Annotated in this window: 12 protein-coding genes and 1 pseudogene; 3 read left to right on the top strand and 10 right to left on the bottom strand. The window is 63.7% G+C overall.

Annotated features, from left to right (window positions below; translation table 11 throughout):
- Nucleotides 1–59: 59 nt before the first annotated feature.
- From V1283_RS12440 to V1283_RS12430, 3 genes and pseudogenes are all read right to left on the bottom strand, one after another.
- Nucleotides 60–947, bottom strand: a complete 888-nt coding sequence (locus V1283_RS12440; protein ID WP_334386780.1) for a CDP-alcohol phosphatidyltransferase family protein — start codon at nt 945–947, stop codon at nt 60–62.
- A gap of 76 nt (nt 948–1,023) precedes the next feature.
- A pseudogene (locus V1283_RS12435) lies at nt 1,024–1,725 on the bottom strand (phosphatidylserine decarboxylase); the annotation flags it as partial.
- 54 nt (nt 1,726–1,779) lie between these two features.
- Nucleotides 1,780–3,783 (bottom strand): ABCB family ABC transporter ATP-binding protein/permease, encoded by a 2,004-nt coding sequence (locus V1283_RS12430; protein ID WP_334386779.1) that lies wholly within the window; start codon nt 3,781–3,783, stop codon nt 1,780–1,782.
- A 212-nt stretch (nt 3,784–3,995) separates the two neighbouring features.
- Between V1283_RS12430 and V1283_RS12425 the strand changes: the two genes are divergently transcribed.
- Nucleotides 3,996–4,616, top strand: a complete 621-nt coding sequence (locus V1283_RS12425; RefSeq protein WP_334386778.1) for a TIGR00730 family Rossman fold protein — start codon at nt 3,996–3,998, stop codon at nt 4,614–4,616.
- An 81-nt stretch (nt 4,617–4,697) separates the two neighbouring features.
- On the opposite strand, the gene V1283_RS12420 is transcribed toward V1283_RS12425, so the two are convergent.
- The 4 genes from V1283_RS12420 to cysS form a co-directional block, all read right to left on the bottom strand.
- The gene (locus V1283_RS12420) at nt 4,698–5,075 is read right to left on the bottom strand and encodes a VOC family protein (protein WP_334386777.1); all 378 of its coding nucleotides are present in this window, start codon (nt 5,073–5,075) and stop codon (nt 4,698–4,700) included.
- Between the two features lie 106 nt (nt 5,076–5,181).
- Nucleotides 5,182–6,780: a citramalate synthase gene (cimA, locus tag V1283_RS12415; RefSeq protein ID WP_334386776.1), complete on the bottom strand. Its 1,599-nt coding sequence runs from the start codon at nt 6,778–6,780 to the stop codon at nt 5,182–5,184.
- Complete coding sequence (locus V1283_RS12410; RefSeq protein WP_334386775.1) at nt 6,777–7,289, bottom strand: GNAT family N-acetyltransferase; 513 nt, start codon at nt 7,287–7,289, stop codon at nt 6,777–6,779. The genes cimA and V1283_RS12410 overlap by 4 nt, the downstream gene beginning before the upstream one ends.
- 117 nt (nt 7,290–7,406) lie before the next feature.
- Nucleotides 7,407–8,822: a cysteine--tRNA ligase gene (gene cysS, locus V1283_RS12405; protein WP_334386774.1), complete on the bottom strand. Its 1,416-nt coding sequence runs from the start codon at nt 8,820–8,822 to the stop codon at nt 7,407–7,409.
- Nucleotides 8,823–9,124: 302 nt separating this feature from the next.
- On the opposite strand from cysS, the gene V1283_RS12400 reads away from it, so the two are divergent.
- Nucleotides 9,125–9,436 (top strand): hypothetical protein, encoded by a 312-nt coding sequence (locus V1283_RS12400; RefSeq protein WP_334386773.1) that lies wholly within the window; start codon nt 9,125–9,127, stop codon nt 9,434–9,436.
- A gap of 170 nt (nt 9,437–9,606) precedes the next feature.
- Nucleotides 9,607–10,782 carry a DUF2865 domain-containing protein gene (locus tag V1283_RS12395; RefSeq protein WP_334386772.1) on the top strand — a complete coding sequence of 392 codons (1,176 nt, stop codon included), beginning with the start codon at nt 9,607–9,609 and terminating at the stop codon, nt 10,780–10,782.
- Nucleotides 10,783–10,866: 84 nt separating this feature from the next.
- On the opposite strand, the gene V1283_RS12390 is transcribed toward V1283_RS12395, so the two are convergent.
- From V1283_RS12390 to V1283_RS12380, 3 genes are read right to left on the bottom strand one after another with little or no spacing between them, the layout of a single operon-like run.
- Entirely contained in the window at nt 10,867–12,618 is a 1,752-nt protein-coding gene (locus tag V1283_RS12390) for an NAD+ synthase (protein WP_334386771.1), read from the bottom strand.
- 44 nt (nt 12,619–12,662) lie between these two features.
- Nucleotides 12,663–13,016, bottom strand: coding sequence for a diacylglycerol kinase (locus V1283_RS12385; protein WP_212207353.1), 354 nt, complete (start codon nt 13,014–13,016; stop codon nt 12,663–12,665).
- Between the two features lies 1 nt (nt 13,017).
- The gene (locus V1283_RS12380; RefSeq protein ID WP_334386770.1) at nt 13,018–14,406 is read right to left on the bottom strand and encodes a class II 3-deoxy-7-phosphoheptulonate synthase; all 1,389 of its coding nucleotides are present in this window, start codon (nt 14,404–14,406) and stop codon (nt 13,018–13,020) included.
- Between the last annotated feature and the right edge of the window lie 101 nt (nt 14,407–14,507).

The following is a 14,507-nucleotide window of genomic DNA, read 5'->3' as shown; positions in this document are numbered from 1 at the left end:
AGGAGAACCCAACTCGGCGGCAGCTCATGGCAGATATATCAGAGCGTGACGCGGGACGATCAGTTCAGCCGCGCCGGCCGTTCGTCCTCGGCATCGTCAGGGGCGGGCGAAAACGTCGCAGCCGCAGTCGACGGAGCGGCTGCTTCAGCCGTCGTAGCCGGCCGCGCCACAGCGGCAGCATTCCGCTCGTGGTCGCGATACGACTTCCAGCCCAGGGGCAGGCTCAGAAGATAGAGCACCGAGCCGATCGTCAGCATGTGCCAGGGATAGCCGATCAGGAGCGCGACAAAGAACACCACCGAGACGAAAACCGGTAGCACCATTTCCGGCGGCACCCGCATCCGCACCGTCTTGCCGGAAAATACCGGCAAGCGCGATACCATCAGGAACGCAATCAAGAGCGTGTAGGCCGCGGTCAGCATGGCCGGCGGCTTGGAGACGCCGAGGAATGCCAGATAGAACGGCAGCATCGCAAGGATGGCGCCGGCCGGCGCCGGCACGCCGGTGAAGTAATTCGCCGCAAAGGCAGGTTTGTTCGGATCGTCGATACTGGCGTTGAAGCGCGCCAGCCGCAGGCCACCCGCGATCGCAAACACCATGGCCGCGATCCAGCCGCCATTGTTCAGCTCATGGAGCTGCCAGAAATACAGCATCAGGCCGGGCGCGACGCCGAAATTGACGAAATCCGCCAGGCTGTCGAGTTCGGCACCGAATTTCGACTGGCCCTTGATCATGCGCGCGACGCGGCCGTCGACCCCATCAAGGATGGCCGCGAACACGATGGCGGCGACCGCGAGCTCCATCCGCCCTTCGATCGACAGGCGGATCGCCGTCAGCCCGGCGCAGATCGCGAGCAAGGTGATGACGTTGGGCACCAGCATCCGCACCGGGATCGGGCGAAACCGGCGGCGGCGCAGTTCAGGGTATTTGGGATCAGGGTTCAGCATGGCTTGCCATTATATAGCAAGCGCCAGTCCGGTTCACCATTGGCGGCGGCCTAGCCTTTAGGCGGCCGGCGGGTGGTTAATCAGCTCGAAACGTGCGGCCCTGCTCGCTCGACCCGAAATCGGCCAAGATCGTCTCGCCGGCAACCGCGGTCTGGCCCTCGGAAACCAGCGCTCGCGTGCCTTCGGGCAGATAAACGTCCAGGCGCGAGCCGAAACGGATCAGGCCGAACCGCTCGCCGGCGCCGATCGACTGGCCTTCCCGCACGAATGAGACAATCCGCCGCGCCACCAGGCCGGCGATCTGGACCACGCCGATCCGCCCGTTGGTGTTCGAGATGACCAGCGAATTGCGCTCATTGTCCTCGCTGGCCTTGTCGAGTTCGGCGTTGATGAAGGCGCCGGGCCGGTAGACGATGCGGTCGATGCGGCCCGCCACCGGGCTGCGGTTCACGTGGCAGTTGAACACGCTCATGAAGATCGAGACGCGTGGCAACGGCCGGTCGCCGAGGCCGAGTTCGGCCGGCGGCAGCACCTGCGCGATCATCGAGACGCGGCCGTCGGCCGGCGCCACCACGATGCCGTCGCGCACCGGCGTGACGCGAACGGGATCGCGGAAGAACAGCGCGCACCAGACGGTCAAAAGCGTGCCGATCCAGCCGAGCGGCGTCCAGATCCAGAACAGGATCAGGCTGGCCAGCGCAAAACCGCCGATAAAGGGATAGCCCTCGGGATGGATCGGCGGGATCTGCGCGCGGATGGAGTTCGCAATCGACATTAGGGCTCGCTGTTGTCTGGCCGGCTTCCCGTTTCGGAAAGTAGCGCCGTATTTGGATTATTCCGCGGCGGTTGCCAAGGGATCTTTGGACAAGGGATCCTTCGGTGTCGGCGGGTCCGTGGGCTGCTCGTTGAGCGGATCGTCGACCGGCGGCGGGACGCGGTTCGGCGCCCCGTTGCCGTCGTCGATCTGGGCGAGCTTCTCGCGCGCCTCCTCCGCTTCGCGCTGCCTGTTCCACATACTGGCATAGAGCCCGCCGGACGCCAGAAGCCTGACATGGGTGCCGCGTTCGGCGATCCGCCCTTGATCCAGCACGATAATTTCATCGGCGCCGACGATGGTCGACAGCCGGTGTGCGATCACCAGCGAGGTGCGGCCGCGCGAGACGCGCTCCAGCGCTTCCTGGATTTCATGCTCGGTGTGGCTGTCGAGCGCGGACGTCGCCTCGTCGAGCACCAGGATCGGCGGCGCCTTCAGCACCGTGCGCGCAATTGCCACGCGCTGCTTCTCGCCGCCGGACAGTTTCAAGCCGCGTTCACCGACCTGGGTCTCATAGCCCTTTGGCGATATGCGGATGAACGCGTCGATCTGCGCCAGTTGCGCCGCCTGCTCCACCTCGGCATCGCTGGCGCCCCAGCGGCCATATCGGATGTTGTAGCGGATGGTGTCGTTGAACAGCACCGTATCCTGCGGCACCATGCCGATCGAGGCGCGCAGGCTCGCCTGCGTGACGTTCCGGATGTCCTGGCCGTCGATCAGGATCTTTCCGCTGGAGACGTCATAGAGGCGGAACAGCAGTCGCGAAATCGTCGACTTGCCCGCGCCCGAGGGACCGACGATCGCAACCGTCTTGCCGGCGGGCACCTCGAAACTGAGGCCCTTCAGGATCGGCCGATCGGCGTCATAGGCAAAGCGCACGTCCTCGAAGCGCACATTGCCCGAGCTGACGACGAGCGGCGCGGCGCCCGGGATATCCTTGATCTCGGGATTGCGCTGCAGCACGTTGAACATCTTCTCGATGTCGATGATCGCCTGCTTGATCTCGCGATAGACCATGCCCATGAAATTCAGGGGCTGATAGAGCTGGATCATCATGGCGTTGACCAGCACGAAATCGCCGACCGTGTTGGTGCCATTGCGCACCCCGATCGCGCACATCACCATGATCGCGGTGAGGCCGAGCGTGAAGATCGCCGCCTGCCCGGTATTGAGCACCGCCAGCGAGGTATAGGTCTTGACGCTGTTGTGCTCGTAGCGCTCCATCGAACGGTCGTAGCGTTCGGCCTCGCGCTGCTCGGCGCTGAAATATTTCACCGTCTCGTAATTGAGCAGCGAGTCGATCGCCTTGGTGTTCGCTTCCGTATCGGAATCGTTCATCTTGCGGCGGATCTCGATTCGCCATTCGGTCGCGATGTAGGTGTAGTACATGTAGATCACGACCGTGATCGCCGTGACCAGCACGTAGCGCCAGTCGAACTGCCACAGCAGCACCGCCATCAGCAGTGACACCTCGACGATGGTCGGGATCAACTGCAGGATCACCATCCGCACGATCACTTCGATGCCGGTACGGCCGCGCTCCAGCACGCGCGTCAAGCCGCCGGTCTTGCGCTCCAGATGAAAGCGCAGCGACAATTCGTGCATATGAACGAAGGTGATGTAGGCGAGCTTGCGCACCGCATGCATCGCGACGCGGGCGAAGATGCCGTCGCGCCACTGCGTCAGCACCGCCATCAGCACCCGCACCGCGCCGTAGCTTGCGGTCATCAGCAGGGGCGAGGCGATCAGCCACAGCATCCAGTTCGACGCTTCGACCGGCGCCGTGCCCATGCCGTTGAGCGCATCGATCGCCCATTTGAAGGTGAACGGCACCGTCAGCGTCGCGAGCTTGGCGGCCAGCAGCAGCACCATCGACCAGACCACGCGCATCTTCAGGTCCGCGCGGTCGCCAGGCCAGATATAGGGCCACAGATGCACCAGCGTCCCGATCAGGGTCGCCTTTTCGGGAGAGTTGCTGGCCGGAGGTTGGGCGGCGTCGGTGTGCGAATCAGCATCAGCCATCGCTGTCGCGCCCAACGCAAGATGGCGCACCGGCCGCCGTCAGATGGTTTCTGATGATCTGCATAAGCTCGTCATATAGAGCGTTTAACTCCCCCGTACAGCCTTGAAAGATAAATCTTTCCCCCGTTTGGTTTGATTTCGGGCCTATTTCTGCTGCATGAGCGAAGCGGGCGAGACTTGAGCTTTACCGGGTGCAGTGCCACATGATCTCCATGGATCAAATCAAAACCGAACAAATCAAAACCGTCTGCGTCTATTGCGGCTCCGGCCCCGGTTCCAGCCCAAGCTTTGTCAAAGCGGCCCACGCTCTGGGAAAGGCTTTTGCCGAGAACAATATCCGCCTTGTCTATGGCGGCGGATCGGTCGGGCTGATGGGTGCGATCGCCAAATCCACGCTGGATCACGGCGGCCTGGTCACTGGCATCATTCCGGATTTTTTGCGCTCCCGCGAAAATATGCTGACGCGCGTTCAGGAAATGATCGTCACGCCGGACATGCACGAGCGCAAGCGGCTGATGTTCGAACATTCCGATGCGTTCGTCGCCCTGCCCGGCGGCGTCGGCACGCTGGAAGAACTGGTCGAGCAGATGACCTGGCAGCAGCTCGGCCGTCACACCAAGCCGGTGCTGCTCGCCAACATCGACGGCTTCTGGGAGCCGCTGATCGCACTGCTCTCACATATGCGCGAAACCGAGTTCATCCGCCCATCGCTCAACGTCGACGTCCTCAAGGCTGATCGGGTCGAGGACATCGTGCCGCGCCTGCGCGCCGCCGCCGCGTGTGCGCCCGAAGGCACCAAGCAGATGGCACCGGAATTGGCGCGAAAGCTTTAAGTGTCGGTCGAATCAATTTTGTAGGGTGAGCGTAACCCACCGAACGCGGCGGATTACGCTTCGCCAATCCGCCCGACAGATTCACTCGCTTGGAAACGTCACGGCCTCGATACGATTGCCGTCGGGATCGATAACGAAGGCGGCGTAGTACTTTACGCGATCATGCGGTCGCAGGCCCGGCGCACCGTCGGAGCGGCCACCGCCATCAAGCGCAGCCGCGTGAAACGCATCGACATCGCCGGTTGCCTTGGCACGAAGGCAAATATGGGCGCCGCTCTCCGGAGGGACCGGAGCCATGCCGGCGCGAAGGTTGATCCAGAACTCGGGGTAGGTTTTGCCGAATCCGATCGTGGCAGGGCGGGTGACGAGACGTGAGAGACCGAGGGCTGCAAGCGTTGCTTCATAGAAACGCGCGGAACGCTCGAGATCCGCGACGCCGACGGAGATGTGGTCGATCATTTGCGTCTCCCCTAACCGTCATTCCGGGGCGATGCGAAGCATCGAACCCGGAATCTCGAGATTCCGGGTCTGGTCCTTCGGACCATCCCGGAATGACGAACTCACCTCACGCCGGCGCGCCTGACTTCACCAGCTTGTAGACCACCGAATCCATCAGCGCCTGGAACGAGGCGTCGATGATATTGGGCGAGACGCCGACCGTGATCCAGCTATCGCCGTTCTCGTCCTCGCTCTCGATCAGGACCCGCGTGACGGCTTCCGTGCCGCCATTGAGGATACGCACGCGGTAATCGATCAGCTTCAGGCCCTCGATGTATTTCTGGTACTTGCCGAGGTCCTTGCGCAGCGCGACGTCGAGCGCGTTGACGGGGCCGTTGCCTTCCGCCGCCGAGATCAGCCGCTCGCCGGCGACATCGACCTTGACCACCGCGAGCGCCACCGTGACACGCTGGCCGTTGGAATTGTAGCGCTGCTCGACATTGACGTCGAACTGCTCGACCTTGAAATATTCCGGCACCCGGCCGAGCGTACGCCGCGCCAGCAGGTCGAACGACGCGTTGGCGGATTCATACGCGTAGCCCGCGGCTTCGCGCTCCTTCAGTTCCTCGACCAGCCGCGCCAGTTTCGGGTCGTTCTTTTCGTAAGCGATACCGGCGCGGTCGAGTTCGGCCATCACGTTGGAGCGGCCGGCCTGATCGGAGACCAGCACCTTGCGGTGATTGCCGACGGATTCGGGCAACACGTGTTCGTAGGTGTGCGGGTCCTTCATGACCGCGGAAGCGTGAATGCCGGTCTTGGTCACGAAAGCGCTTTCGCCGACGTACGGCGCGTGGCGGTTCGGCGCGCGGTTGAGCATGTCGTCCAGCGTCCGCGACACCTTCATCAGCGTCGTCATCTTCTCCGCGGTGACGCCAATCTCGAAGGCGTCGGAGAATTCGTTCTTCAGGCGCAGCGTCGGAATCAGCGAACAGAGATTGGCGTTGCCGCAGCGCTCGCCAAGCCCGTTCAGCGTGCCCTGGATCTGCCGCGCGCCGGCGCGCACGGCGGCCAGCGAATTGGCGACCGCCTGCTCGGTGTCGTTATGGGCGTGGATGCCGACATGGCTGCCCGGGATGTGTTTTGTCACGTGGCCGACGATGGTCTCGATCTCGTGTGGCATGGTGCCGCCATTGGTGTCGCACAGCACTACCCAGCGCGCCCCGGAATCGTGCGCCGCTTTGGCGCAGGCGAGCGCGAAATCGGCGTTCTCCTTGTAGCCGTCGAAGAAGTGCTCGCAATCGACCATCACCTCGCGGCCGGCCGCCTTTGCAGCAGCGACGCTGTCGCGGATCGAGGCGAGGTTTTCCTCGTTCGTGGTCTCCAGCGCCACCCGCACCTGATAAGCGCTGGATTTGGCGACAAAACAGATCGCGTCGGCCTTGGCCTCGATAAGTGCCGCCAACCCCGGATCGTTCGAGGCCGAACGGCCGGGACGGCGCGTCATGCCGAACGCGGTGAATTTGGCGCTCTCGAACTTTGGCTTTTCAGCAAAGAATTCGGTGTCGGTCGGGTTGGCACCGGGATAGCCGCCCTCGACATAATCGATGCCGAGTTCATCCAGCATCTGCGCGATGATCTGCTTGTCATGCAGCGTGAAATCGACGCCGTTGGTCTGCGCGCCGTCGCGCAGCGTGGTGTCGAAGAGATAAAGGCGTTCGCGGCTCATGACGGAACTCCCGACGCGGCATTGTCAGCCAGCGTCTTCTGCATCGTGGTGTTGGCGAGCCATTCGCCATTGAGCGAGACGGTGTTGCGCTGTTTGGCGGCATAGCCGCGCTTCCGAAACAGCGGCTCCGCGGTATCGCTGGCATCGACCGTCAGGGTTTTTGCCCCGCGCGCGCCCGCCAGTTTTTCCAGCGCGTCGACCAGCATTGACGCGACGCCCTGCCCCGCGACGCTCGGATGGACAAACAGCATGTCGATGTGATCAGGCCCTTTCAGCGAGGCGAATCCGACCGCCGCATTCTGGATGGTCGCGATCAGCGTCAATTGTCCGGCGAGTTTGTTGCCGAAAGCTTCTTCGTCCTCGGCCACCGCGGCCCAGGCTTCCTGCTGCGCCTCGCTATAGTCATCGCCGGTCAGCTCCTCGATGGCGGCGACGAAGATCGCCGCCATCATCGGAACATCCGCCGCCAGATACGGCCGCAGGCCGGGTTTGGGCAATGCCTGTCCCATCGCGTCAAAACACTCCGAACAGCCGCAAGGCGAGCACCACCGCAGCGACAATTAGCGCCCATTTGATGAAGATGTAATAACGCCAGTGTTTCGGGAACGGCGTATCGGGTTTATCCATCACGCGATCTCCCAGGTGGTCACGGGCTTTCCGTCGGCATCCTTGCCGTCCTTGATAGCAACGCCCATCGCGGCGAGTTCGTCGCGGATACGATCGGATTCCTTGAAATCCTTTCGCGCCCGCGCCGCCGCACGATCGGCAATCAACCGATCGACCTGTTGCGCATCGATGCCGCTCGCCTGCTGCTTGCGTCCCTTCCACGCCGCAGCACTCATCGAGAGGAAGCCGAGCATGCGAAGCGAGGCCGCGAACTCACCCCGTTCGCGCCCGCTGCCGGACGCCGCCGCGTTGCGCAGGCCGTGTAGGACAGCCATGGCCTGCGCGGTGTTGAGATCGTCATAGAGCGCCTCGACCATCGCCGGCGACGGCTGACCGTCCTCGGCGTCAGCCGCGATCGCATACCAATCGTCGAGCATCTTCGCGCTCTCTTCCGCACTCCGGAGGGTCCAGTCGAGCGGCGAGCGGTAATGCGTCTTGAGCATGCTCAGGCGCAGTACCTCGCCCGGCCAATCGGCCAGCATCTCCCGGATCGTGAAGAAGTTGCCGAGCGACTTCGACATCTTCTCGCTCTCGAGCTGCAGGAAGCCGTTGTGCATCCAGACATTCGCCATGCGGTCGGAATGAAAGGCGCAGCAGGTCTGCGCGAGTTCGTTCTCATGATGCGGGAACACCAGGTCGATGCCGCCACCATGAATGTCGAATTTTTCGCCGAGATGCTTCCAGGCCATGGCCGAGCATTCGATATGCCAGCCGGGCCGGCCTTCCATCTTGATGCCCGCGGGCGACGGCCACGACGGCTCGCCCGGCTTCGACGGCTTCCACAGCACGAAGTCAGTGTTGTCGCGCTTGTAGGGAGCGACGTCGACGCGGGCGCCGGCGATCATTTCGTCAAGCGAGCGTTTCGAGAGCGCGCCATAACGCGGCATCACGGAATTGGCTTCGTTCATTGCCTGCGGCGAGAACAGCACATGGTCCTCGGCGACATAGGCAAAGCCGCCGGCGACGAGCTTCTCGATGATCGCGCGCATCTCCGGAATATGTTCGGTCGCGCGCGGCTGCATCGTCGGGGCCAGGCAGCCGAGCGCGGTAACGTCGTCCTGATACTGCCGATAGGTCTCTTCGGTGACCTTGCGGATCGCCTCGTTCAAGGGCACGCCGGGATAGTCGCGCGCGGCGCGCACGTTGATCTTGTCGTCGACGTCGGTGATGTTGCGGACGTACTTCACGTGATCAGCGCCATAGCGATGGCGCAAGACGCGGAACAGCACGTCGAACACGATCGCCGCGCGACCGTTGCCGATATGGGCGAAGTCGTAGACCGTCGGTCCGCAGGCATACATGCGGACATTATCGGCATCGAGCGGCACGAACGGCCGCTTCTCCTTCGTCAACGTATCGTAGAGGCGCAGTTCCATGGAAAACCCATCCGTTGCGGCCGGGCGTCCAGTGATCTCATTTTTGAGAAAAGACGGCCTCAGCCAGCGAATCGCTAGCTAATAATCTCGCGGCAAATGCTGCAGATGGCGAGGAGACCGTTCATGGTTCCACCATTGCGGTATCGGGCGGACGTCGTCAAGGCCTTGCTTGTGCCCGATTTGGGGTCGATCAGGCCGCCGAACCCCCGCCATTCGCTGCCGCCCCGCGGGCTCCGGGTTAATCATTATTAACCCTTTGGGCCTATTCCTGAGGGCGGTTTCTTCCCCTGCCGGTGCCCACCATGCGACTTTCCTCCGCACTCATTGTCAGTGCCTTCCTGCTTGCCGCTTCCTCGGCCGCTTCCGCCGACAGCCGCGTCTTCATCGTTGCCAACCAGGCTGATGGCTATGGCGTCGATGAGTGCCTCGCCAGGGGCGACAAATGCGGCGCCCACGCCGCCCGCTCCTATTGCCAGTCACGGGAATTTGCACAGGCCACCGCCTATCGCCGCGTCGATCCCGACGAAATTACCGGTGCGGTTCCGAAAGACGGCGGCGACAAATGCTCTGGCCATGGTTGCGGCGAATACGTCGCCATTACCTGCCAGCGCTAGAGCCTTTTGTTCCGGAATATCACGGGTCAGTTTGCCACACCTGCGCCCCGGAAACGACGTGACGCTGCCCCGAGAAGCAGGTATTGGATGCGACCTTGGCTGCAGAATGCTGCCTTGGCCGCGCGATTGAGCCTTTCGAGCCCCCGCGGATCAGCCCTTAATGGCCGGATATGCTGGAAATTCGCAACGCGCCCTTCTCCCTTCGGATTTTGACCTGCGCCGTCCTGCTCGGTATCGCCACCCCGGGCGCGCCCGCCTTGGCGCAGACGAACGACGACGCCATGGCGCAGATGAACCAGGACGGCCCGCCGCAGCAGGGCGCGCAGGGCAATCCGATCTGTATCCGGCTCGAAGGACAATTGGCGACCATCGACCGTGGCGCCGGCACTGGCGACCCCGCCAAGGATGAACAGATCCGCCGCTATCAGGAAGCGCAGGCCAAGCAACAGGCCGAACTCGATCGGGTCACGCTGCAGGCCAAGCGGATGGGCTGCGAAAGCTCGGGCTTCTTCTCGCTGTTCAACGGCCGATCCGCCCAGTGCGGCCCGGTCAACAACCAGATTCAGCAGATGCGCGCCAATCTCGACCAGATCACCACCAGCCTGGAGCGCCTGCGCAGCGGCGGCATCGGCGGTGCCGACCGCGAAAACCAGCGCCGCTCGGTGCTGACGGCGCTCGCGCAGAACAATTGCGGCCCACAATACGCCGCTGCCGCGCGCGGTCCCGGCAACTTCATCGACAGCCTGTTCGGCAACAACCAGACGCTGCCGCCGCCCAGTGCCGATCTCGGCGCGCCGTCCGGCACCTTCCGCACCGTCTGCGTCCGCACCTGCGACGGCGGTTATTTCCCGGTGTCGTTCGCCACCTACCAGGCTCGCTTCCAGGACGACGAGAGGACCTGCAAGTCGCTTTGCCCGGCGACGGAGGCGACGCTGTTCACCTATCGCAATCCCGGCGAGGACATCAATCAGGCGGTCTCGATCGGCGGCCAGCCCTACACGTCGCTGCCCAACGCGTTCAAATTCCGCACCGAGTTCAACCCCTCCTGCGCCTGCAAGGCCGCAGGCCAGACCTGGTCGGAAGCGCTGAAGTCGGTCGACGACAGGGCGGGCGTCGAACAAGGCGACATCATCGTTACCGAGGAAAGCGCAAAGCGGATGCAGCAGCGCGCCCAGCCGAAGGGTGCGCCGCCACCGCCCAAGAAAGGCGGAGCGCAAGGCGCAGCGCCTGCCGGCACCGCCGCCGCACCGGCTGCAGCAGGCGCCCCGGCCGAGACGACCGCTACGGCCGCCGACAAGGACAAGGTCCGCACCGTCGGCCCGACCTTCATCCCGCCGAAGCAGTAGACGCGCTGGACTCCTGTTTGACGCGTTTCGAACCGGCCCCCACCCCCGGATCAAGTCCGAGGGCATGCTTTGCTCGAAAACGCTCTACCCCTCGAACGCATCCGCCGAGGCGCGGCCGGCGCGGGCGACCAGCTTCTCGTCGGGCGCGGGCAACGCCTTGCCATTGTCGCGAAAACGGTTGGTGATGGGATAGCGGCGGTCGCGGCCAAAATTCTTTTCCGTCACCTTGACGCCGGGTGCTGCCTGCCGCCGCTTGTATTCAGCGACGTTGAGCAGCCGGTCGATCCGCGTCACCACGTCAGCCGGGAAGCCGGCCGCGATGATCGCGGCCAGCGGCTCCTCGCGCTCCACCAGCCGTTCGAGAATGCCATCGAGCACCTCGTAGGGCGGCAGCGAATCCTGGTCGGTCTGGTTCTCGCGCAACTCTGCCGTCGGCGGCCGGGTGATGATGTTGACCGGGATGACCTCGCCCGACGGCCCGAGCGCGCCGTCCGGCTTCCATTCGTTGCGCAGGCTCGACAGACGAAACACTTCGGTCTTGTAGATGTCCTTGATCGGATTGAAGCCGCCGTTCATGTCGCCATAGATCGTGGCGTAGCCGACCGACATTTCCGACTTGTTCCCGGTCGTGACCACCATCGCGCCGGTCTTGTTCGAAAGCGCCATCAGCAACGTGCCGCGGGTGCGCGCCTGCAGGTTTTCCTCGGTGATGTCGCGTGGCAGGCCGGCGAAGGGAGCGGAAAGGATTTTTTCGAAGCCGTTGACGGCATCCGCAATCGGCAACACTTCGTAGGAAAAGCCGAGCGCGTTCGCGAGCTTGGCGGCATCGTCGAGCGATACCTGCGCGGTAAATCGAAACGGCAGCATCACGCCGCGAACCTGGCCGGCGCCGAGCGCATCGACCGCGATCGCCGAGCACAGCGCCGAATCGATGCCGCCGGAGACGCCGAGCAATACGCCGGGGAATCCGTTCTTGCGGACGTAGTCGCGCAGACCGAGCACACAGGCCGCGTAATCGCCCTTGTCACCCTCGACGAGCGGGACCACCGGCCCGGAACAGCGCCAGCCGTCAGTGCCCTTGGTCCAATTCAGCGTGACGATGCTCTCCTCGAACGCGGGCAATTGCGCCGCGACGGAAAGATCGGCGTTGAGCGCAAACGACGCGCCGTCGAACACCAGCTCATCCTGCCCGCCGATCTGGTTGAGATAGACCAGCGGCAGACCGCTCTCGGTGACACGGGCGACCGCGATCGACAGCCGCAGATCGTTCTTGTCGCGCGCGTAGGGCGAGCCGTTCGGCACGACAAGAATTTCCGCGCCGGTCTCGGCAAGACATTCGACGATGTTTTCGTATTCCTCGGACTCTTCGAGCCAGATGTCCTCGCAGATGGGAACGCCGACCCGGATGCCGCGGACGGTAACGGGCCCCGTGGCGGGGCCGCGAGCGAACAGGCGCTTTTCGTCGAACACGCCGTAATTCGGAAGATTCGCCTTGAAGCGAAGCGCGGCGATGCGGCCCTCGTCGAGCAGCGCGCAGGCATTGTAGAGCTTGCCGTCCTCGACCCAGGGCGTGCCGATCAGCATCGCGGGGCCGCCGTCCTTGGTTTCGCGCGCCAGTTCTTCGATGGCGGCGCGGCAGGCGGCCTGGAAGGCCGGCTTGAGCACCAGATCTTCCGGCGGGTAGCCGCAGATGAACAATTCCGGCAGCACCACGAGATCGGCGCCGTCGGCCTTGGCCTTGTCGCGCGCAACGCGCGCCTTGGCGGCGTTGCCCGTGACGTCGCCCACGGTCGGGTTTAGCTGGGCGAGCGAAATTGTGAACTTGGGTTCGGTCATAGAGCAATGGTGCCCTGCACAAGAACAAACTGCAATCGTCTGCTTTAGAACGCGCCTATGCGTTCGGCGATGGCAAACAGCCAGAACGCCCCGGACATCAGCAGCGCGACGCCGACCGCCGCGGAACCCATGTCCTTGACCCGCCCGATCTGCGGATCGTGGTCGGTGGTGAGCCGGTCGGCCAGCTTCTCGATCGCGGTATTGAGGATCTCGACCACCAGCACAAACGCCACCGCCGCGACCAGTTCAACCCGGCGCATCACGCTCGCGCCGACCAGCCAGGCCAGCGGCACCGAAAGGGCCAGCGCGAACAGTTCCTCGCGGACGGCCTGCTCCGAGCGGATCGCAAAGGCGAGACCGTTACGCGTGTTGATGGTGGCCCGCCAAAGTCGCAGCAAGTCAAAGTCCCGCTGCGGCCGGCATCGGCTTTTCCTTGCCGGCGCGTTCCTGCTTCAGCAGTTCGGCGATCAGGAAAGCCATGTCGATGGATTGCTCGGCATTGAGGCGGGGATCGCAGACCGTGTGATAGCGGTCGTTGAGGTCCTCGTCGGTGATGGCGCGGGCGCCGCCGATGCATTCGGTGACGTCCTGCCCGGTCATTTCGAGATGCACGCCGCCGGCATGGGTGCCCTCCGCCGCGTGGATGGCGAAGAACGACTTCACCTCCGACAGCACGCGGTCGAACGGACGCGTCTTGTAGCCCGAGGTCGAGGTGATGGTGTTGCCGTGCATGGGATCGCAGGACCAGACCACGACGCGCCCTTCCCGCTGCACGGCGCGGATCAGCGGCGCGAGATGATCGCCGACCTTTTCGGAGCCGAAGCGGTTGATCAGCGTCAGGCGTCCGGGCTCGTTATCGGGGTTGAGGATGTCGATCAGCTTCAGCAACTCATCCGGCTTCAGCGAGGGGCCGCATTTCAAGCCGATCGGGTTCTTGATGCCGCGGAAATATTCGACATGGCCGTGGTCGAGCTGGCGGGTGCGGTCGCCGATCCAGATCATGTGGCCGGAGGTCGCGTACCAGTCGCCGGTCGTGGAATCGACCCGGGTGAAGGCCTGTTCGTAACCCAAAAGCAGCGCTTCGTGGCTGGTGTAGAAATCGGTGGCGCGCAGTTCGGGATGGCTTTCCAGATCAAGGCCGCAGGCGCGCATGAAATTCAGCGCGTCCGAGATACGGTCCGCCAGCTCCTTGTACCGGCGCGACTGCGGGGAATCCTTGAGGAAGCCGAGCATCCACTGATGCACGCTGCCGAGATTGGCAAAGCCGCCGGTCGCGAACGCGCGCAGCAGATTGAGCGTCGCCGCCGATTGCCGGTAGGCCATCAACTGGCGCTGCGGATCGGGGATGCGCGCTTCCGGCGTGAAGGCGATGTCGTTGATGATGTCGCCACGATAGCTCGGCAGCTCGACGCCGTTGATCTTTTCGGTGTTCGACGAGCGCGGTTTTGCAAACTGTCCGGCGATGCGGCCGACCTTCACTACCGGCAGCGCGCCGGCGTAGGTCAGGACGACGGCCATCTGCAGCAGCACGCGGAAGAAATCGCGGATGTTGTTGGCGCCATGCTCGGCAAAGCTCTCGGCACAATCGCCGCCCTGCAGCAGGAAAGCTTCGCCCGCGGCGACGCGTGCCAGCGCTTTCTTCAGGTTGCGGGCTTCGCCGGCAAACACCAGCGGCGGAAACGTAGCGAGCTGCGCCTCGACATCGGCCAATGCCTTGGCATCGGGATAATCTGGGACCTGCAGCACCGGCCTGGTGCGCCAGCTATCGGGCGTCCACCGCTCGGACATGACGTTAACTCCTGAGCAAAAACCGCAACTTACAAGCGATTGTGAAGGCCGCCTTATACACAGGCCTTTGGCCGACCGCCAGTTAGATTTCCGGTAGTCCT

It is taken from the genome of Bradyrhizobium sp. AZCC 2262 (genome assembly GCF_036924535.1).
In the GTDB taxonomy this organism is placed as follows: domain Bacteria; phylum Pseudomonadota; class Alphaproteobacteria; order Rhizobiales; family Xanthobacteraceae; genus Bradyrhizobium.
Note: the sequence above shows the minus strand (reverse complement) of the source record. Positions and strands in the feature narration are given on the sequence as shown.

Excerpts from the sequence above, each read along its gene's own strand:
- V1283_RS12395 (WP_334386772.1), top strand. The coding sequence starts at position 9,607 with ATGCTGGAAATTCGCAACGCGCCCTTCTCCCTTCGGATTTTGACCTGC.
- V1283_RS12425 (WP_334386778.1), top strand. The coding sequence starts at position 3,996 with ATGGATCAAATCAAAACCGAACAAATCAAAACCGTCTGCGTCTATTGC.
- V1283_RS12430 (WP_334386779.1), bottom strand. The coding sequence starts at position 3,783 with ATGGCTGATGCTGATTCGCACACCGACGCCGCCCAACCTCCGGCCAGC.
- cysS (WP_334386774.1), bottom strand. The coding sequence starts at position 8,822 with ATGGAACTGCGCCTCTACGATACGTTGACGAAGGAGAAGCGGCCGTTC.
- V1283_RS12400 (WP_334386773.1), top strand. The coding sequence starts at position 9,125 with ATGCGACTTTCCTCCGCACTCATTGTCAGTGCCTTCCTGCTTGCCGCT.
- V1283_RS12410 (WP_334386775.1), bottom strand. The coding sequence starts at position 7,289 with ATGGGACAGGCATTGCCCAAACCCGGCCTGCGGCCGTATCTGGCGGCG.
- V1283_RS12390 (WP_334386771.1), bottom strand. The coding sequence starts at position 12,618 with ATGACCGAACCCAAGTTCACAATTTCGCTCGCCCAGCTAAACCCGACC.
- V1283_RS12380 (WP_334386770.1), bottom strand. The coding sequence starts at position 14,406 with ATGTCCGAGCGGTGGACGCCCGATAGCTGGCGCACCAGGCCGGTGCTG.
- V1283_RS12420 (WP_334386777.1), bottom strand. The coding sequence starts at position 5,075 with ATGATCGACCACATCTCCGTCGGCGTCGCGGATCTCGAGCGTTCCGCG.
- V1283_RS12440 (WP_334386780.1), bottom strand. The coding sequence starts at position 947 with ATGCTGAACCCTGATCCCAAATACCCTGAACTGCGCCGCCGCCGGTTT.
- cimA (WP_334386776.1), bottom strand. The coding sequence starts at position 6,780 with ATGAGCCGCGAACGCCTTTATCTCTTCGACACCACGCTGCGCGACGGC.